Genomic DNA, 18,980 nt, shown 5'->3' on the forward strand with positions numbered 1-18,980 from the left:
TGTTTTGTCCGACCGGTTAAAACACCGGCGGCTTGAGGGAGAAAAACGTGAAATCCAAGGTTATTGGCGCAGTATCATTGGCGGTCGCTGCGGCCGGGCTGTTTGCAGCCGCTGCACCCGCATTTGCGCAGCAAAAGACGATTACGGTCTGGTGGGGCAAGGGCTTCTATCGCTCTGAAGACGACGCACTGCTCGACACGATCAAGAAGTTCGAAGCCAAGACCGGCATCAAGGTCGAATTGTCGCAGTACGCGATCCAGGACATGATTCCGAAGACGGTCGCCGCGCTCGATGCCGGCACCGTGCCCGATGTCGCCTACTCCGACACTTACGACGTCCAGGCGCAGGGCAAATGGGCCTATGAAGGCAAGCTCGAGGATCTCAATGATGTCATGGAGCCGATCAAGGATCGGTTCGCGCAAAACACGCTCGATGCATCGATCCTTTACAACGACGTCACCAAGAAGAAGGCTTACTACGGCTTCCCGCTGAAGCAGCAGAGCATGCATGTCGAGATCTGGAGCGACATGCTGGAAAAGGCCGGCTTCAAGATAAGCGACATCCCGACCGACTGGGAAGGCTACTGGACGTTCTGGTGCGACAAGGTGCAGCCGGGGATCCGCAAAGCCACCGGCCAGCGCATCTACGGCGTGGGCCAGCCGATGGGCGTGGAATCCACCGACGCCTTCCAGTCGTTCTACACCTTCATGGACGCCTATCACGTCAAGCTGGTCGACGACGACGGCAAGCTGCTGGTCGACGATCCCAAGGTGCGCGACGGCCTGATTCATGCGCTGAAGGACTACACCGATACCTATATCAAGGGCTGCACGCCGCCCTCCTCCACGACATGGAAGGATCCGGACAACAACGTCGCCTTCCACAACAAGACGATCGTGATGACCCACAATTTCACGATCTCGATCGCGGCGAAATGGTACGAGGACTCCCAGAACCAGGCGCTCACGCCCGAGCAGCGCGAAGCCGGCAAGAAGGCCTATGGAGAGGACATCGTCACCGCGTCCTTCCCGAAGGCACCGGATGGTTCGACCATCCGCTACCGCTCCGACGTCAAGACCGGGCTGGTCTTCACCGCGGCCAAGAACAAGGCCGAGGCCAAGCAGTTCATCAGCTTCCTGCTCCAGGAAGACAATGTCCGTCCCTATATCGAGGGCGCGCTCGGCCGCTGGTTCCCGGTAACCAAGGCGAGCCAGGAGAGCCCGTTCTGGCAGGCCGACAGGCACCGCAAAGCGGTCTACGCCCAGTTCACCGGCGGCACTGCGCCGTTCGACTTCACCAAGAACTGGAAGTTCACGATCCTGAACAACGAGAACGTCTGGGCCAAGGCGATGAACCGGGTTGTCAGCGAGAAGGTCCCGGTCGACAAGGCCGTCGACGAACTGATCGCCCGCATCAAGCAGGTCGCGGGTTAGACTCCATCCCTCCCTCTCCCCGTTCTTACGGGGAGAGGGAGAATACCAACACCGGCCGCCTCGTGCGGCCGGTAGCCCATTTAAAGAGTCCGAAGAATGGCGATCACGCTCTCTGACGATCACGCGATCCCCTCGCAGCCCTTGTCGCCGCGGCTGACCACGCCGCAGGTCTGGGGCATCGTGCTGATCGCGCCCTATCTGCTCGTCTTCCTCGCCTTCGTCGTCTATCCCGTCTGCTACGGGCTGTGGCTGGCGCGGGCCCCGTCGAACTATGTCGCACTCTACAACGATCCGATTTTCGCGCGCGCAGCGGTCAACACGCTGATCTTCCTGGTCATCGGCATCAACATCAAGATGCTGATCGCGCTGTTTTTGTCCGGCTTCTTCGCGCAGCAGCGCACCTGGATCAAATGGCTCTCGGTGATCTTCATCCTGCCCTGGGCGGTGCCGTCGATCCCGACCATCCTGTCGGTGCGCTTCATGCTCAATCCCGAATGGGGCATGGTCAACCACCTCATCTTCAACTTGACCGGCGACGACGGCCCGAACTGGCTGAATGACCCGACGGTCGCGCTGACCATGGCTATCGGCGTGCACATCTGGAAATCGCTGCCGTTCTGGACGCTGATCCTGATGACCGGCCGGCTCGCGATCGCGCAGGATTTGTTCGAGGCCGCCGAGGTCGACGGCGCCAGCTGGTGGCAGAAATTCCGCTACATCACCTGGCCGTCGCTGCAGACGCTCTACATCACCTGCTCGCTGCTCTCGATGATCTGGACGCTCGGGGACTTCAACAGCGTCTATCTGCTCACCGGCGGCGGTCCGGCCGACCTCACTCACGTGCTGTCGACCCTCGGCATCCGCTATCTCCGGCTCGACCAGCTCTCGCTCGCGATGGCCTCCATCGTCTGCGCGATACCGTTCGTCCTCCCGCTGATGTACTTCATGATGAAACGGCTGTCGCGATGAAGCTCCCTACCTTGCGCGAAGTCGCGACCGAAACGCGGCTGCTCCTGATCGGCATTCCCGTCTTCCTGTGGACGATGATACCGATCTACCACATGTTCCTGTTCGCGATCTCGCCGAAGGAGGACGCGTTCTCGGGCAAGCTGTGGCCCGATCATCCGACGCTCCACAACTTCGAGATCGTGTTCAAGCAGCAGCATTACTTCCTGCGCGACTTCTACGTGCAGTTCTGGAATTCGCTGGTGATCGCGGCAGCCGTCGGCGTGTTGACGCTGTTCATCGCGACCGCCGCCGCATTCTCGATCTCGCGGCTGCGCGTGCCCGGCGGGCGCATCGTGATGAATCTGGCGCTCTTCACCTATTTCATCCCCGCGGCGTTTCTCGCCGTGCCGATGTACCGCACCATGGGCAATTACGGCCTGCTCAACAATCACTGGGCGCTGATCCTGGCGATGGTGACGATCGCCTCGCCCTACGCAATCTGGGTGCTAAAGCAGGCTTCCGACAAGCTGCCGGTCGAGCTCGATGAGGCCGCCGTCATGGACGGCGCCACCACGCTCCAGATCTTCCGGCTGGTCTATTTGCCGCTGATGATGCCCTCGCTGGTCGCGATCGGCACCTATGCGGTGCTGCTCGCCTGGAACGAATATCTCTACGCGTTCCTGCTGCTCTCCAACGACCGCGAGATCACGCTTCCTGTGGCGCTCGGCAACTTCCTCGCCGCCGACGATTCGCCGTGGGAACTGCTGATGACGACCGGCTTCATCTACGCGCTGCCGCCGGCCGCGATCTACTACGCCTTCCGCCGCTACATGGTGGGCGGGCTCACGGCGGGTGCAGTGAAGTCCTGACGCCGAGGGGCGGATCGGGCGCAGCAAGCAAAGCGTTCGAGCAGGCTCGCGGACAATTGTCAGTTGTCCGCGTCTGCTCTAACCTGTGGTCCGCGATGCCAGCGGGCTCCTCATGCGCAGCAACGATGCACTCCACCTCGGCCTGATGCTGCTGGCGCTCGGAGCCGCCTATCTGGTCCCGTTCGAGCTGCTGCTGCTGGCCTATGTCGTGCTCGGCCCGGCGCATTATTTCACCGAGATCTCCTGGCTGCATGACCGCAGCTACTATCTGCCTCACCGCGGTATCGCGGCTGGGCTCGCGATCATCGCCGTGGTTGCGGCCTTGATCGACAACGCCTCCTGGTTCGGCTTCGCGATGTGGGGCGCGCTGATCGTCTGCGCCATGCTGGCGGCGACCACCTCGGCCATCGAAAGCATGCTGCTGTTCATGGTGGCGATCGCGCTGTCTGCGATCATGTATTCGAGCGGATCGTCGCTCGCCGTCATCGGCGTTCTGATCCCGACCCTGATCCACGTCTGCCTGTTCACGCTGATCTTCATGGTGCTCGGCGCCTACCGGTCCGGCAGCCGGGTACAGGCCGCACTGGTGGTCGTCTACCTGCTCGCGATCGCAACGATCCTGCTGCTGCCGCCGACAGCCGAAATCCGCATCGCAAGCTTCGCCCGCGTCGGGCAGGATTATTTCGGCAATGTCGGCCCGGCGCTGGGCCGGCTGTTCGGCATGCCCGGTCTCGTGCTCGACACCAGGCTGACGAGCCTGCTCGCCTTCGTCTACACCTATCACTACCTCAACTGGTTCATCAAAGCCGACGTGATCCGTTGGGCGGAGGTGCCGAAGGCACGGCTCGCAACCATGATTGCCGCCAGTGCCGCCTCCACCGCGCTGTATTTCTACGACTACGCGTTCGGCTTCACGTTCCTGCTGGCGCTGAGCCTGATCCACATCCTGCTCGAGTTTCCACTCAACGGCCTCGCGCTGCGGCAGCTCGGCGCCGCCGTCCAGGGCGCAGTGCGCGCGCGATATGCCGGGCCCGTCGCGACCTCCGCAACGCGGTCGCGCATGACCGGCGCAAAGGCGTCGAAACGGGTACCCCGGTCGCGCTGATTACCCCGCCTTGCGCACAGTCTGCAGAAACTCTGCGACGTCTTTCTTGAGCGCGCGTGCCTGATCTTGCAACGCCGAAGCCGCTGTGAGCGTCGCTTCAGCGCCGGCATCGGTCTCTCCGGCCACGGTGCGGACGTCGTCGACCTGGTCGGTCACGGCCGCCGTGCCGTTCGCTGCCTGCTCGACATTGCGGGCGATCTCGCTGGTTGCCGCGCCCTGCTCCTCGACGGCGGAGGCAATCGTCGTTGCGATCTCCGTCATCTCGGCGATGGTTTTACCGATCTGGCCGATCGCGGCGACGGACTGTCCGGTCGAGCCCTGGATCTCGGCGACGAGCCCTGCGATCTCCTCAGTGGCGCGCGCGGTCTGGGTTGCAAGGCTCTTCACTTCGTTTGCGACCACGGCAAAGCCCTTGCCGGCGTCGCCGGCTCGCGCCGATTCAATCGTGGCATTGAGAGCCAAGAGATTGGTCTGGCTTGCGATCGCCTGGATCAGTTGGACTACCGTGCCGATCCGCTCGGCGGAATCCGACAGCGCACGCATCAGCGTCTCGGTACGGGACGCCTCTTCCTTGGCCTTGTCCGACACCGATACGGAGCGCGAGACCTGGCTCGAAATCTCCTTGATGGAGGCGGCGAGTTGATGCGTCGCGGCCGCAACGGTCTGCACATTCGACGAAGCCTGGGCCGATGTCGCGGCGACCTGCTCGGCGAGCGAGCGACCGCGCTCGGCAACACGGGCGAGACTTTGGGCGCTCTGTCCCATCTCCTCGGCACGGCTTGAGACGCCGCCAATGACGCCCTCCATGCCACGATCGAAGCGATCGGCAAGTTGAGCCATCATCGATGCACGTTCGGTCTCGGCCGCGGCACGCTGCGCGGCAGCCTCCTGCTCCATGCGCCGGACGGTCTGTGCATTCTGGCGGAACACTTCGACCGCTCCGGCGATATGACCAATTTCGTCGCCGCGCTCGCCACCCGGGATCGCCTCATCGAGCTCGCCCGCCGCGAGGCTCTGCATGCGCAGGGTCATCTGGCCGATTGGCCGCGACACGCTGCGTCCGATCAGCCAGGCCAGCAATGCGCCCAGGACGAGTGCGGATGCGGCGACCGTGAACACGAGATTGCGGGTCTGATCGACCGATTCAGCCGTCAGCCGGCTCTGCTCGGTGCGCGTCGCGCCGAGGGCCCGGCTGATCTCAGCCGCCTTGGCATCGATCGCACCGCTGGATTTGACGAGATCGGCTTGCGCCTTGCGCAGCTCGCCTATCGCGGCAGACAGCTCCGTCAGCGTCGCCGATTGATCGGCGAGCACCTTCTTCAAGGCTGCGATCAGGCTCTTCAGTCGCGGCGCCTCGACATCGGCGATCTCTGCCTCGCTATCGGCAGCCGCGGCCAGCGCATAACCGATCGTCAGCGAAACGTCATCGGCGTCGACCTGGGCCTGGGTGATGGTGAAACGCAGCACCGCGACACGCATCGCATCCACCGTGCCGGCCAGACGCAGCGGCTGGAGCAGACGGTCGGGCTGGTTGGCGAGCGTCACATTGATCGCGCCGACGTCGAGGCCTGCCGAGGCGCCGAGCGCCTCGCCCTTGGTGCTCGCGTTGCGCAGACGATCGACGGCGCCGGCGACTGCCGTGAAGGATTTTCGATAGGTACCAAGCGCATCCACCAGCGCGCTTCGGCCCGCGGCAATAGCCGGCAGGCGCGCGAATTGCTGGTCGACCTGGTCAAAGGTCTGGCCAAAGCCGTCGATCGCCTTCGTGGCGCTATCGCGGTCGCCGAGATTGCGCGTACGGATGAATTTCTCGACAGCGACGTTCGACGAGAGCAGCGCGGCATGCACCCTTGCCATACCGGCATCACCATCAGCGCTGGTGACGAGCTCTCCGACGGTGCCGCCGATCTCGGACAGCCGCAGCACGGCGAGCAGCGCCAACACGCAGAGAAAGCCCAGGACCAGCGCGAAGCCGCCGAAGATGCGCGGGCGGATACCGATGCGCGACAGGAGCAATGACAGGTTCATGATGTTTCCAGGAGAATTACGGCGTAGCCCGGATCCGGGCGAGCAGATCCTTGCCGAAGCGCTTCTCGAATTCCGGCTCCAAGGGCTTCACGGCATCGATGAAGGGCTGGCGATCGACCTTCTCGATGATCTCCATGCCGGCCTTGCGCAGCTCCTCGAGCTTCTTCGTCTCGTCCGCGGCACCACTCTGCCAGGTCGCCTCCGCACCGGCCTTGGCTGCGGCAATGAGGGCGGCTTGGTCGGCGGGCTTAAGGGCCTGGAACACATCGCGATTGGCGACGAAGGCGATGGGGGCAAAGAAATGCCCGGTCAGGCTGGCATATTTTTGCACTTCTTCGAGATGGCTGGTGGCAATCGTCATGACCGGATTCTCTTGCCCGTCGATGCGGCCGTCCTTGAGTGCGGAATACACCAGCGTGAACTCCATCGGCACGACCTCGGCGCCCAGCGCCTTGAAGGTCATCTGATAGACCTCGTTCGGCAGGACGCGGATTTTCAACCCTTGGAGGTCCGCGGGCGAACGAATCGGCCGTTTCGAATTGGTGACGTTGCGAAAGCCCTGTTTGCCGATCGCGAGCAGCACCAATCCCTTATCGGCGAAAGGTTTGGCGAACAGAGCCCCGACCGGCCCGTCCGCGACCGCTTTGGCCTGCGCGGCATCGCGGAACAGGAACGGCACGTCGAAGACACCGAATTCCGGCACAGCGGAGCTGACGACCGAGCCAGACAGCGTCGCCATGTCGACCACACCATTACGCATAGCGGCAAGGAGCGCCGTCTCGCTGCCCAACGCGTTGCCGGCGCGTTCATCGACGATGATGCGGCCCTGTGCGATCTCGGCGAGCTTGCGGCGAAATTCGTCCGAGCCAATCTGCTGCGGCGACTGCGGCGAGCCGTTGTACAGCAGCGACACCATCTGCGTCGCGCCAACCGATGGCCGAACAGCGAAACAAAATAACGCCAGCGCAGTGCTGGCCACACCAATATAACGCCGCTTCATCGTCCCCACTTCCCCAAGCGATGCGACGATAACCAGATAAGCTATACGAACGGTTAACCTAGATACCCCGGAAGCCTCAATACGGGCGCCCCGGTCGCGCCGATCACTCCACTGCGCGTTTGCGTCGATATGCGATCAGCAATGCGATTGTCGAGCCGATGAAATAGCCGGCTGTCGCGCCGGAGATAGCACGGCCGACGATCAGCGCCAGCGCACGGTCGCTGGCGTCGATCGCGGAGATCACGCCGACGGCATATTGCAGGACAAACACGATGAGGTTGCGGACCAGGGCGAATGCGCTGCCCGGGCGGATGATTTGTCCGGTGGTGTGATCGACCTCAAACGGGCGCGGCGTCAGCACCCCAAGGGGAAACAGCGCCAAAGCCGCCACGATCCAGGCGACCAGCGGCCATGCGCCGTCCTGGTGCCCGAAGCCGATCCGCGAGATCCCCCAGACGATGAACACGACCGGGACGATCAGCGCACGCCAGATCGGCGTCGTACGCGGCTGCATCGCCTGGATGCCCTGCCAGACGAGATAGGCAAACAGGACGAAAACCCAGAGCGGCGTGTGGGTCAGGATCTGGTAGGCGAATGTCATAATCGCCCCCGATTCATAATGGCGCTGCGCTCTCGCCCTGCGAGCTCGATAGTTTTGAGGCAAGCGAGGCGACGACGATGACCATTGCGATCAGGCCGATCACCAGCGTGCAGATCGCGTTGATCTCGGGCTTCACGCCCAGCCGGACCTCCGAATAGATCCGGATCGGCAAGGTCGCCGAGCCCGGGCCGGTGGTGAAGCTCGCGATCACGAGATCGTCGAGCGACAGGGTGAAGGCGAGCATCCAGCCGGCGACGATTGCGGGCGCGATCAGCGGCAGCGTGACGGCCACGAACGCGCGAACCGGGTCGCAGCCGAGGTCCATCGCCGCCTCCTCCAGCGAGCGGTCGAGCGAGCCGAGGCGGGACTGTACGACCACGGCGACGAAGCACATCGTCAGCGTGGTGTGTGCGATCGTCACCGTCCAGAAGCCGCGCTCGGCGTTCAGCGCCACGAACAGCAGCAGCAGCGACAGGCCGGAGATCACCTCCGGCATCACCAGCGGCGCGTAGAGCATGCCCGAGAACAGCGTGCGGCCGCGGAATCGCTCGCCGCGCGACAACGCCACCGCTGCGAGCGTGCCGATCAGCGTGGCGATGCTCGCGGAGGAGACCGCGACCTTGAGGCTCATCCATGACGCCTCGATCATGGCGCGGTCGTTGAAGAACTCCTGGTACCAGCGCAGCGACCAGCCGCCCCACACCGTCACCAGCCGCGAGGCGTTGAAGGAATAGATGACGAGAATGAGGATCGGCAGATAGAGGAATGCCAGCCCCAGCGCCAGCGAAGCGACGTTGAAACGGGACAGGCGAGAGAATTTGCGCATCTCACCGCTCCTCCAGCTGCCGGCGCTGGAGCCGCTCGTAAAGCAAGAGCGGCAACAGCAGCACCACGAGCAGCACGATCGCCGCTGCGGAAGCGACAGGCCAATCCTTGTTGGTGAAGAATTCAAGCCACAGCGTCTGGCCTATCATCAGCGAATTGGAGCCGGCGAGAAGATCCGGAATCACGAACTCGCCGACGATCGGGATAAAGCAGAGCAGCACGCCGGCTCCGACGCCAGGCAGCGACAGCGGAAAGGTGATGAGCCAGAACACCTGCCAGGGCGGCGCACCGAGATCGGAAGCCGCCTCTTCCAGCACCGGCTCCATCTTGGCGAGCGTGGCATAGAGCGGCAGGATCATGAACGGCAGATAGGAATAGACGATGCCGAGATACATCGCGCTGTCGGTCGAGAGCCACACCACCGGCTGGCTGACCAGATGCAGCGCCAGCAGGATCTGATTGAGCAGGCCGTCGTGCTGGAGGATATTGATCCAGGCATAGATGCGGATCAGGAACGAGGTCCAGAACGGCACGATGACCAGCACCATCGCCACTGCCTGCCAGCGCCGCGGCAGCCGCGCCATGCCATAGGCGATGGGGTAGCCGATCAGGAGCAACAGCGTCGTCGCCGTGATCGCCACGGTGAGGCTGCGCACATAGGCGTAGACATAGAGGTCGTCGGAGGCGAGCAGCCTGAAATTGTCGAGAGACAGCGCGGCAAAGGCCACCCTGATCGCCGTCCATCCCGCCGTCAGGTCGAACACCGGCTCGTAAGGCGGCTGCGCGATCGCGGTCTGCGACAGGCTAATCTTCAGCACGAAGCCGAACGGCACCAGGAAGAACAGCACCATCCAGACATAAGGCGCGATGGCGGCGAAGCGCGCCGGTCGGGCAAAGATGCGGCGCGCGCTCATGACGGCAGCACCACGCAATCATCAGGCGTGAACCAGGCGACGACGTGCTGATTCAGACTATAGGCATCGACATCGAGGCGCGCGCTATTGGCCACCGAGGCCTGCACCATCCCGCCGGAATCGAGCTTCACCTTGTAGGTGGTGGTGCCGCCGAGATAGCAGATGTCCGCGACCACGCCCTCCAGCCGGTTGATCGCCGTTTCGTGACCGGCCTCGCTCACCGGGCCGCGGCGCGACAGCTTGATCTTCTCGGGGCGAATCGCGACCGAAAATTTTCCCGCGCCGACCGGCTCGCGCGGCTCGGCCACCACCAGCGCACCCGCGTCACGCGTGCCAATGACCAGACGATGACCGTCGCGTAATTTGGACTCGCCGTCGAACAGATTGATGTCGCCGACGAATTCCGCGATCCAGCGCGAGCGCGGCGCCTCGTAGAGCTCGCGCGGAGTTGCGACCTGGGCAAGCTTGCCGGCGTTCATCACGCCGATCCGGCTTGCCATCGTCATCGCCTCTTCCTGGTCGTGGGTGACGATGATGAAGGTCATGCCGAGCCGGCGCTGGAGCTCCATCAGCTCGCCTTGCGTGCTCTCGCGCAGCTTCTTGTCCAGCGCTGCGAGCGGCTCGTCGAGCAGCAACAGCTGTGGCCGGCGTGCCAGCGCACGGGCCAGCGCGACGCGCTGGCGCTGGCCGCCGGAGAGCTGGTCCGGCTTGCGCTTCTCCAGTCCTTCGAGCTTCACCAGCGCGACCATCTCCGCGACGCGAGTGGCGATTTCGACGCGCGCCATCCCGGTGCGCTTCAGGCCGAAGGCGATGTTGTCGCGCACTGACAAATGCGGAAACAGCGCATAGTTCTGGAACATCATGTTGATCGGGCGCTCATGCGGCAGCGCCTGTGCGATGTCCTTGCCGCCGAGCAGGATGCGCCCCTCGTCCGGCGCCTCGAAGCCGGCGAGCATGCGCAGCAGCGTGGTTTTGCCGCAACCGCTCGGACCCAACAGCGCAAAGAACTCGCCGGCCTTGATGTCCAGCGACACGCCGTCCACCGCGCGGAACGTCCCAAACGTCTTCGCCACACCCTCGATGCGCAGCAGCGGCTGGTCGGCCGCCGGATGCGCGTCTCCGCCGGCCGTATCGACCGCGCCGTCCGTCTTAGGCAACTCTCCAGCCATATTCCCTGCCAACCCCAATGCCGCCGCACGCTAGCGGCGGATCGGCCTTTGCTCAACCGGTTCGAGACGGATCGTCCCAGATTGGCCTTCGTACCGGACATCAAAAAGCGTATAATCGCGACATGACCAAGTTGCTCGACCAGGCGCTGGAAATTACACGCAGTCTGCCTTCGGACGCGCAGGATGACATTGCACGGATCGTGTTGCAGCTCGCCGGCGCAGAAGCGGCCACTGTCATCCTCTCGGATGACGAGAGGTCTGCAATTGCAGCATCCAAACAGGCAGCTGCACGAGGCGAATTCGCGACCGAGGCTCAAGTCCGGGCGACTTGGCGCTGATCCTTAAATCACATCCGCCATGAATGCGGCCAGCGCGTCGCGGTCCGCCGCAGGCATCGTCAACCCGAGCTTGGAGCGGCGCCACAGGATATCGTCCGGAAAGCGCGCCCATTCGTGGCTCATCAGATAACGCGCCTCGGCGCCGGTGAGCTCGGGGCCGAAGGCCGGGCCAAGCTCGTCACGTGTCTTCGCCTCGCCGAGCACAGCCGATAGCCGCGAGCCATAGGCCGCGACCAGCCGCTGGGCCTGCGTCTCCGCGAGAAAGCGCCAACGGTCGCGCGCGAGGTCGACCTCGGTCTCGAAACGATCCCAGGCAAAATCTCCGCCGGGCAACGCGGCGCCTGCCGTCCAGCGCGGCGACATCGGATAAAACGGCGTCAGCCGCGTCACTGCCTGCTCCGCGCGCAGGCGCGATGTGGTGACGTCGCCGCCGAACATCGTGAGCAGCGGCGCCTTGCGCCGTCGCGCGTGGAACAGCGTTGTCCCGTCGCGTCGTCGCGCGGATGCCGGCGTCAGATTGACGCCGGAGACCGTCCGCACCACATCCGTCGGCGCGACGCGCTCGCGAAAATAACGGCTCGCCGCCTCGCAGAGATAGCTGACATCGGCACCCGGTATCGCGACGATCGCGGGATCGCCCGTGAAGGCGTGCGTGATCGTACCTATCAACGTGAAGTCGCGCTCGAAGGGGCTCGCGAAGATCAGCCGCCCATCATTGTTCTGGAAGACATAGACGTTGTCAGATTCGAACAGCCGCGGCACGATGATCTGGCTCATCTGCATGGCCGCCATGGCGGGTTGCGGCTGCCGCAGCACGGTGTCCGCGACCATCGAGGTCCAGCCGCCGGTGGCATTGGCCAGCGCGCGCGTGGTGATCACCCGGCGATGACCGCGATCGATCACCGCTAGCCGCCAGATATCGGCCCTGTCGGCGCGCACGCAGCGTGCCCCGGTCCGGATCTCGGCGCCGTGCTCAGTGGCGTCCAGCGCCGTGAGCACCACCAGGCGGGAATCGTCGACGACGCAGTCGGCATATTCGAAGGCGATGCCGAACGGACGCTTCAGGGCATTGCCGACCGGATGATGCGTGATGTCGAGTGTGGCCGATCCCGGCAGGCCGCTCCGGCTCGCGAGGCTGTCATAGACGAACAGGCCGGCACGCAGCAGCCAGGGCGGACGTTCGTCGGAATGGGCGGGGATCACGAAACGCATCGGCCGGACCAGATGCGGCGCGATCCGGAGCCAGGTCCGGCGCTCGGAGAGCGCCCGGCGCACGCGCCAGAAGCCGCGCCGCTCCAGCACCGACAGATCGCCGTGGATCAACCGCGGCGTCGCCGACGAAGCAGCACCGCCAAGATCGCCCTGCTCGATCAAAATCACCCGGAGGCCGCGGCCCGCAGCATCGCGTGCGAGGCTGACACCGTTCAGGCCGCCGCCGATAATCGCGAGGTCGTAATCCGCCATGAAGCCGTCGAGAAGGAGCGAGATAAGCTCCCGCCATCACTAGAGCCATTTCCATTCCGATGAAATCGGAACGGGGCTCTGGATTCTTGTTTTGACGGGTTTTCTTTAGGCGAACCGGGATCCACTTCGCTCGAAAACGCTCTAGCCGGTCTTGAGCGCAAGCTCCATGGCCTCGGTACGGCCGACGAGGCCGGCATATTGCCCGATCGGCAGCGGCTTGCCGAGCAGATAGCCCTGCACGCCGTCGCAGCCTTCCTTGGCAAGGAAGGTGAGCTGCTCGACGGTCTCGACGCCCTCGGCGATGATCGACATTTCCAGGCCGTGGCCGAGATCGATCACGGCGCAGACGATCGCCGCCGATTGCGGGTTGCGGCCAAGATTCATGATGAAGGCGCGGTCGATCTTGATCTTGTCGAACGGGAACGCTTGGAGATAGCTCAGCGAGGAGTAGCCACTGCCGAAATCGTCCATGGAGATGCGCACGCCGAGCGCCTTCAGCCGGCGCAGCAGCGCCAGGCCGCGATCGAAATCCTCGATCAGGACGCCCTCGGTGATTTCGAGCTCGAGCCGGCCGGGCGCAAGCCCGGTCTCGAGCAGGATGGAATGCACCAGCCCGACCAGGTCGCCGTGCATGAATTGCGCCGGCGATAGATTGACCGCGACCTGGAGCGGTTTCGGCCACGACGCCGCCTCGCGGCAGGCCTGGCGCAAGATCCATTCGCCCATCTCGACGATCAGGCCGCTTTCCTCCGCGATCGGGATGAATTCGGCCGGCGAGACCTGGCCACGCACCGGATGCGCCCAGCGCGCCAGCGCCTCGAAGCCGATGATCTCGCTCTCGGCGACGCTGTGGCGCGCGATGCCCTGCGGCTGGAACGCGAGCGACAGCTCGCCATTCTTGATCGCCTTCGAGAGGTCCTGATGCAGCACGCGGCGGTCGCGGATCTGCTGGTCCATCTCCGGCTGGTAGAGGCTGATCGTGCCGCGCGACTTCTGCTTGGCGCGGAACAGCGCGGCGCCGGCATTGGCGAGCAGCGAGGCACCGTCTGCGCCATTATGCGGGAAGATCGACATGCCGGTGGTGACGCCGGCGCGCACCGCACGGCCGTCGATCTGGAATTCCTGGGCGATGGCGTCGCCAAGCTGCTGCGCCAGCGCGAGGCCCGCCTCAGGCTGCTTGCCGTCGATGATCAGGCCGAACTCGTCGCCGGAGAGGCGCGCCACCACGCCGCCGCGTGCGGCGTCCTGGAGCCGCTGGGCCACCTCAACGAGGAGCTTGTCGCCGAGCGCATGACCGAAGACGTCATTGACCTCCTTCAACCCGTCGAGATCGATGCAGAGGACGGCGAACTCCTCGTCGGTGCCCTCGCAGGCCTCGATCATCTGGGTCAGCGCCTGAAGGAAGGCGGCGCGGTTCGGCAGGTCGGTGAGGCCGTCATGATAGGCCATGTGCGCCATGCGCGACTCGGTCTGCCGCCGGTCGGTGACGTCCTCGTGGGTCTTGATCAGATATTGCGGCTCGCCGGCATCGTTCAGCACGGTGGCGCGGCGGGTGAGGAACAGTCGCAGCCCATCCTTGGTGGAGATCGGATGTTCCTCGGTGACCATCCCACGCTTCTTGATCGCGGCCTCGTCGCGCGCGATGATCAGCTTTGCTTCCTTGGGATTGAAGATGTCGGACGCGGTCAGTCCGGTGGCTTCCTCGCGCCTGCGGTTGAGGATCGTTTCCGCGCTGCGATTGGCAAGCAGATAACGGCCATCCTTGACCTGCTCCACGATCAGCGCCACCGGGATGTTGTCGACCACCAGCTCGAGGAATTTCTTGGTGCTCTCGAGCTCCTGCGAGAGCGAGCGGCGATCGGTGATGTCCTCGAACAGGAGCAGCAGAAATTCGGGCCGGTTGCTTTCGTTGCGGACCACGATCCGGATCGAGGCGACCATGCGGCGCGTCCCGCCGAGCTCGACCTCGAATTCATTGCGATACTGGCCGGCTGGCGCCACGAGCGCAGACCGGTCGGCAGCCTCGATGCTCGCCGCCGTGGCGAGCGGGAACAGCTCCCGCGCGTTCTTGCCGACGGCATGGTCCCGCGAGAAACCCCAGAAGCGCTCATAGGCGCTGTTGGCGAAGATGTAACGGCCATCCTCGATGGTCTTGGCGGCGACGCAGCCCGGCACGTTGTCCAGCACCGATTCCAGGAACTGCTTGGTGGAGGCGAGCTGTCGCGACAGCCTGCGCTGCTCGCTGACGTCAAGATGGGTGGTCACTGAACCGCCGTTGGGCAGCACGAAATGCTTCACCATGATGGCCCGCCCGTCCGGCAGTTCGGTGATCAGGCCGTTGGGGCTTGCCGCCTTCTCGTAAAAGTCGTCGTTGGAGACACCACCGATGACCCCGCGCTTGCGCCGGAGCTCCAGGATGTCATAGCCGTTCATGTTGGCCCAGAGATCCGACCGCGACAGCCCGTAGATCTCGAGATAGCGGTCGTTGCAGAAGATGATGCTCCGCTGCGCATCCGTCATCATCACGCCCTGGTTGAGATTGTTCATGGCGGAGGAGACAAAGGCGTTGCGCCGCAACTGGGACCGCTTGGCGCGGCGCAACGCGGAATGAATCCACAGCGCGACAGCGGCCAGAAGCGAACACACGACAATGCCGCCGATCAGGCCTTCCCAGACCAGGCTGGGATCGAGCCCGTCCAGATAGGCGCTCGGGGCAAATTGTTCGGACAACGCATAGGCGCGCGCGGGCGTGATCGCGGCGCCCAGGCACACGACGGCCTGCACAGCAATCAGAACAGTGCTGCCAGCGTGCCAGTTCTTCTCAGCCATCAGCCACCCGCGATTTCAACTGCGGATTGTCTGGCTTCACGGGTTTGGATCGGGTAAACGCCTGTACGCCCAACAGAAAAATGTGTCCCGAAATACGGCAATTGCCCTGACATGATAAACGCTTCGTTAATGGAGAACGGCTTCAAAGCGCATTTCCGGGGCAGACCGGCTCCATCGGCACCTTCAGCGAGAATTCTGCACAACCATGGATAGGGTCGATAGCGTCGTCATCGGAGCCGGCGTGGTCGGGCTCGCGGTGGCCCGGAAGCTTGCCCAGGCCGGGCACGAGGTGATCGTGCTCGAAGAAGCCGAGGCCATCGGCACCGTCACCTCCTCGCGCAACAGCGAGGTGATCCATGCCGGGATCTACTACCGCGCCGGAAGCTGGATGGCGCGCATGTGCGTCAGCGGCAAGCACGCGCTCTACCGCTACTGCGGCGAACGCGGTATCCCGCACAAGAATTGCGGCAAGCTGATCGTCGCGACCAGCGCGAAAGAGACCGAGAAGCTGCAATCGATCAAGGCGCATGCCGAGGCCAATGGCGTGCTCGACATGCAATTGCTCTCGGGGGACGCCGCGCGCGCGCTGGAGCCGGCGCTTGCCTGTGACGCCGCACTGCTCTCGCCGTCGACGGGCATCATCGACAGCCATGCCTACATGCTCTCGCTGCGCGGCGAGGCCGAGGCGGCAGGCGCGGCTTTTGCGTTTCACACGCCCCTGATCCGCGCCAAGGTCGCGGGCGGCGTCATCGAGATCGACGCCGGCGGCGAAGCGCCGATGACGCTGCAATGCAGCCTGCTCGTCAACGCCGCCGGGCTTTCGGCGACGACCGTCGCGCGCCACATCGACGGCATGCCGCTGGATCGGATTCCACCGGCCTATCTCGCCAAGGGCAATTACTTCAGTTGCAACGCGAGAGCGCCGTTCTCGCACCTGATCTATCCGGTGCCCGAGCCCGGCGGGCTCGGCGTGCATCTGACGCTGGACATGGCGGGTCAGGCGCGTTTCGGTCCCGACGTCGAGTGGATCGAGACGATCGACTATGAGGTCGATCCGTCGCGCGCCGAGCGCTTCTATCCGGCGATCCGCAAATACTGGCCGACGCTGCCCGATGGCGCGCTGATGCCGAGCTATTCAGGCATTCGCCCGAAGATCGTGCCGCCCGCTGTCGCCACGCAGGATTTTCTGATGCAGGGTCCGCGCGACCACGGCGTCGAGGGCCTGGTCAATCTGTTCGGCATCGAATCGCCGGGATTGACGTCGTCGCTTGCAATCGCGGACCACGTCGCCGAGCTCGCAGGACTCTAAACGCCGCAAACGCCGCGCAACGATGATTGCGCAACGCGCACCTTACAGCAGGGATGAGCGCAAGAACTCCCATCCCTGCGTGAAAGGGTACGATCAAACTCTACGCTGTTACGGGGGTTACTAGTGAAGCGTGTCGCCGGTGTGCTTCAGTCGCTCGATCTGGTCCTTGACCATCAACTTCCGGCGCTTCAACTCAACAATTTGCAGGTCGTCTGTTGAAAGGTGCACGAGAGCGTCGTGCAATTCGTTTTCGAGAGTCTTATGCTTCCGTTCCAATTCAACCAGATGTGCCTGAATTGTCATTCGAAACCTCCTCGGTAGGGGTGAACCTTGGATTCGATCCGGACGAGCAAGTGTACATCACCGATTCGTTCTGTCGATGGGTATCCGTCGTCGCAATGTCATTTTTGAAAATTCATATGTAACGAAGCGTGAGTAAGGAACCACGCGGCGAAAAATCCATGATATCAATGCACTTGCGCAAGCCGTGTTAAACGATCCACCGAAATATCTTGCGAGAGAACGGTACCCGACGACCCAGATCGCTTGCGATCACGACGCGCAAGGACGATAATTTCCACAGGGCATCCACAGCCTTAATCTCAAGCTTATCGGTTTTCGGCCACCGCAGACATGACCAATGAAGACGAGCGCGAGCTCGAAGCCGAACTCGCCCGGTTGCACCAGGAACACCGAGATCTCGATGCGGCGATCGATGCACTGCATCAATCGCCCGCCCCCGACCTGTTGCGGTTACAGCGGTTGAAGAAACGCAAGCTGTTGTTGCGCGACCGTATCGCCTTCATTGAAGACCAGATCACGCCTGACATCATCGCCTGATCCACAGCCGTCGCGTTGCGACGAAGCTGCGGCATTTGAATCCGCTTGACTCAATCAGAACAAAGAGGGAACATTTGGACCCAACCGGCCCAGGAAAACGCAGATGTCAGCAACCGCCCTCTTCGACAACAGCCACTATGAACAGGCCTGCGATCAGGCCATCGCGATGTGCGACGGCAATCTGCGCAGCACCATCAAGGCGCTGATCATGGCCAATGAATATCTGGAAGCCGAGCTCGAGGAATTGCAGGCGGCGATCTCGGCCGGCTGCATTCCGGAGACTTCACGCAGCAAGGCGCGGAGCAGCGCCGCTTAACTCCACCATCCCTGGAGCAACGCCATGTCCGATGTGACCTATTACGTTGCAATGCCCTTTCTGATCGATGCCGACGGATCGCCTGTCGCCGGCGCGGCCGAGGAATGTCAGTCCTCAACGGCCGCGCTGCGGCGCGCCGAGATTTTGTCCCGCGGAGCCGGCTGCATCGGCGCGGTCGCGTTCAGCCGCAGCGGCGATCCTATGACCGGCGAATTCGGCGACGCAACGTTGCTACGCAAATTCGGCAGCGTGCCGGAAGATCTGGCCACCCTCTAAGTTCAACTGCTCACAAGTCTGATCCGCGGCTCGTGCCGGCGGTGCGCCTTGCGCACATACATGGCAGCATCGGCCTCTTCCAGCGCGCGGGCTGCATCGGATTGCGGGCCGAGCAGCGCAACACCAGCAGAGGCGCCCGCCGTCACATGCTGGCCGCGAAAGACGAACGACAATTCGTCGACCGCCTGCTCGAAGATAACGGCCTTCGCCTTGGCGTCGGTCTCGCTGAGATTCCACAACAGCAACGCAAATTCGTCGCCGCCGAGCCGGCCGACCACATCGGACGCGCGGATCTGCCGCGTCAGCGTGGTCGCGATCGCTTTGAGCACCTCATCGCCGGCGCCATGGCCAAAGGAATCGTTGATCGGCTTCAGCCGGTCGACGTCGAGCACGATCAGTGCACCGCTGGCACGGTAGCGCTTCATGTAGGCGATGGCGCGCTGAAGCTCGCGCTCGAAACCGCGCCGGTTCGGAATATCCAGCAGGAAGTCGGTGTCGGCCGCCGCTTCGAGTTCCGAGACGCGCCGCAGCGCCCCTTTGAGCTTGGTCCGCAGGCCACGGATGGTCGCCTTGATCGCTTCCTTGCCGCCGTCATCGGCGGACGCGCGGCGCCGCGCCGGCGCGGAACGCTTGGGTGCAGCTTTGGCTTGGCTCCCGCTGGTCGTCCGGCCCTTTTTGGCCTTCGCGGCGGTCGCCCTTTTTGGTTTCCTCATGGG

Annotated in this window: 19 protein-coding genes; 9 read left to right on the plus strand and 10 right to left on the minus strand. The window is 63.7% G+C overall.

Annotated elements, in window-relative coordinates; all coding sequences use genetic code 11:
- Positions 1-47 precede the first annotated feature (47 nt).
- From UB31_RS32875 to UB31_RS32890, 4 genes are all read left to right on the plus strand, one after another.
- Positions 48-1,433 carry an ABC transporter substrate-binding protein gene (locus UB31_RS32875; protein WP_045013810.1) on the plus strand — a complete coding sequence of 462 codons (1,386 nt, stop codon included), beginning with the start codon at positions 48-50 and terminating at the stop codon, positions 1,431-1,433.
- A gap of 96 nt (positions 1,434-1,529) precedes the next feature.
- Positions 1,530-2,402, plus strand: a complete 873-nt coding sequence (locus UB31_RS32880; protein ID WP_045002768.1) for a carbohydrate ABC transporter permease — start codon at positions 1,530-1,532, stop codon at positions 2,400-2,402.
- Positions 2,399-3,250, plus strand: coding sequence for a carbohydrate ABC transporter permease (locus tag UB31_RS32885; protein ID WP_045002767.1), 852 nt, complete (start codon positions 2,399-2,401; stop codon positions 3,248-3,250). The genes UB31_RS32880 and UB31_RS32885 overlap by 4 nt, the downstream gene beginning before the upstream one ends.
- 112 nt (positions 3,251-3,362) lie before the next feature.
- A complete protein-coding gene (locus tag UB31_RS32890; protein ID WP_045013940.1) occupies positions 3,363-4,355 on the plus strand; it encodes a hypothetical protein in 993 nt (330 codons plus the stop codon).
- Here the strand turns inward: UB31_RS32890 and UB31_RS32895 are convergent, their stop codons facing one another.
- The 6 genes from UB31_RS32895 to UB31_RS32920 form a co-directional block, all read right to left on the minus strand.
- On the minus strand, positions 4,356-6,383 hold the full coding sequence (locus tag UB31_RS32895) for a methyl-accepting chemotaxis protein (RefSeq protein ID WP_045002766.1): 2,028 nt from the start codon (positions 6,381-6,383) through the stop codon (positions 4,356-4,358).
- Positions 6,384-6,399: 16 nt separating this feature from the next.
- The gene (locus UB31_RS32900; RefSeq protein ID WP_045013811.1) at positions 6,400-7,383 is read right to left on the minus strand and encodes a TRAP transporter substrate-binding protein; all 984 of its coding nucleotides are present in this window, start codon (positions 7,381-7,383) and stop codon (positions 6,400-6,402) included.
- A 103-nt stretch (positions 7,384-7,486) separates the two neighbouring features.
- Positions 7,487-7,984 carry a DUF6622 family protein gene (locus UB31_RS32905; protein WP_045002764.1) on the minus strand — a complete coding sequence of 166 codons (498 nt, stop codon included), beginning with the start codon at positions 7,982-7,984 and terminating at the stop codon, positions 7,487-7,489.
- 13 nt (positions 7,985-7,997) lie between these two features.
- The gene (locus tag UB31_RS32910) at positions 7,998-8,810 is read right to left on the minus strand and encodes an ABC transporter permease (protein WP_045013812.1); all 813 of its coding nucleotides are present in this window, start codon (positions 8,808-8,810) and stop codon (positions 7,998-8,000) included.
- Between the two features lies 1 nt (position 8,811).
- Positions 8,812-9,723, minus strand: a complete 912-nt coding sequence (locus UB31_RS32915; protein WP_045013813.1) for an ABC transporter permease — start codon at positions 9,721-9,723, stop codon at positions 8,812-8,814.
- Complete coding sequence (locus UB31_RS32920) at positions 9,720-10,892, minus strand: ABC transporter ATP-binding protein (protein ID WP_045013814.1); 1,173 nt, start codon at positions 10,890-10,892, stop codon at positions 9,720-9,722. The genes UB31_RS32915 and UB31_RS32920 overlap by 4 nt, the downstream gene beginning before the upstream one ends.
- 122 nt (positions 10,893-11,014) lie before the next feature.
- Here UB31_RS32920 and UB31_RS32925 point away from each other — a divergent pair, with 122 nt between their 5' ends.
- On the plus strand, positions 11,015-11,230 hold the full coding sequence (locus UB31_RS32925) for a hypothetical protein (RefSeq protein ID WP_045013815.1): 216 nt from the start codon (positions 11,015-11,017) through the stop codon (positions 11,228-11,230).
- A gap of 3 nt (positions 11,231-11,233) precedes the next feature.
- Here the strand turns inward: UB31_RS32925 and UB31_RS32930 are convergent, their stop codons facing one another.
- Both UB31_RS32930 and UB31_RS32935 read right to left on the minus strand, forming a co-directional pair.
- Complete coding sequence (locus tag UB31_RS32930; protein WP_045013816.1) at positions 11,234-12,694, minus strand: glycerol-3-phosphate dehydrogenase; 1,461 nt, start codon at positions 12,692-12,694, stop codon at positions 11,234-11,236.
- Between the two features lie 141 nt (positions 12,695-12,835).
- Entirely contained in the window at positions 12,836-15,523 is a 2,688-nt protein-coding gene (locus tag UB31_RS32935; protein ID WP_045013817.1) for a sensor domain-containing protein, read from the minus strand.
- A gap of 205 nt (positions 15,524-15,728) precedes the next feature.
- Between UB31_RS32935 and UB31_RS32940 the strand changes: the two genes are divergently transcribed.
- Positions 15,729-16,832 carry an NAD(P)/FAD-dependent oxidoreductase gene (locus UB31_RS32940; RefSeq protein ID WP_045002758.1) on the plus strand — a complete coding sequence of 368 codons (1,104 nt, stop codon included), beginning with the start codon at positions 15,729-15,731 and terminating at the stop codon, positions 16,830-16,832.
- Between the two features lie 120 nt (positions 16,833-16,952).
- On the opposite strand, the gene UB31_RS32945 is transcribed toward UB31_RS32940, so the two are convergent.
- Positions 16,953-17,135, minus strand: coding sequence for a YdcH family protein (locus UB31_RS32945; RefSeq protein ID WP_027532476.1), 183 nt, complete (start codon positions 17,133-17,135; stop codon positions 16,953-16,955).
- 330 nt (positions 17,136-17,465) lie between these two features.
- Here UB31_RS32945 and UB31_RS32950 point away from each other — a divergent pair, with 330 nt between their 5' ends.
- From UB31_RS32950 to UB31_RS32960, 3 genes are all read left to right on the plus strand, one after another.
- Positions 17,466-17,672: a YdcH family protein gene (locus UB31_RS32950; protein WP_045013818.1), complete on the plus strand. Its 207-nt coding sequence runs from the start codon at positions 17,466-17,468 to the stop codon at positions 17,670-17,672.
- 103 nt (positions 17,673-17,775) lie between these two features.
- Positions 17,776-17,988, plus strand: coding sequence for a hypothetical protein (locus tag UB31_RS32955; protein ID WP_045002756.1), 213 nt, complete (start codon positions 17,776-17,778; stop codon positions 17,986-17,988).
- Positions 17,989-18,012: 24 nt separating this feature from the next.
- Complete coding sequence (locus UB31_RS32960) at positions 18,013-18,264, plus strand: hypothetical protein (protein ID WP_045002755.1); 252 nt, start codon at positions 18,013-18,015, stop codon at positions 18,262-18,264.
- A 2-nt stretch (positions 18,265-18,266) separates the two neighbouring features.
- Here UB31_RS32960 and UB31_RS32965 read toward each other — a convergent pair whose 3' ends face one another.
- Complete coding sequence (locus tag UB31_RS32965; protein WP_082078708.1) at positions 18,267-18,977, minus strand: GGDEF domain-containing protein; 711 nt, start codon at positions 18,975-18,977, stop codon at positions 18,267-18,269.
- Positions 18,978-18,980 lie beyond the last annotated feature (3 nt).

The sequence above is a fragment of the Bradyrhizobium sp. LTSP849 genome, assembly GCF_000938255.1.
In the GTDB taxonomy this organism is placed as follows: domain Bacteria; phylum Pseudomonadota; class Alphaproteobacteria; order Rhizobiales; family Xanthobacteraceae; genus Bradyrhizobium.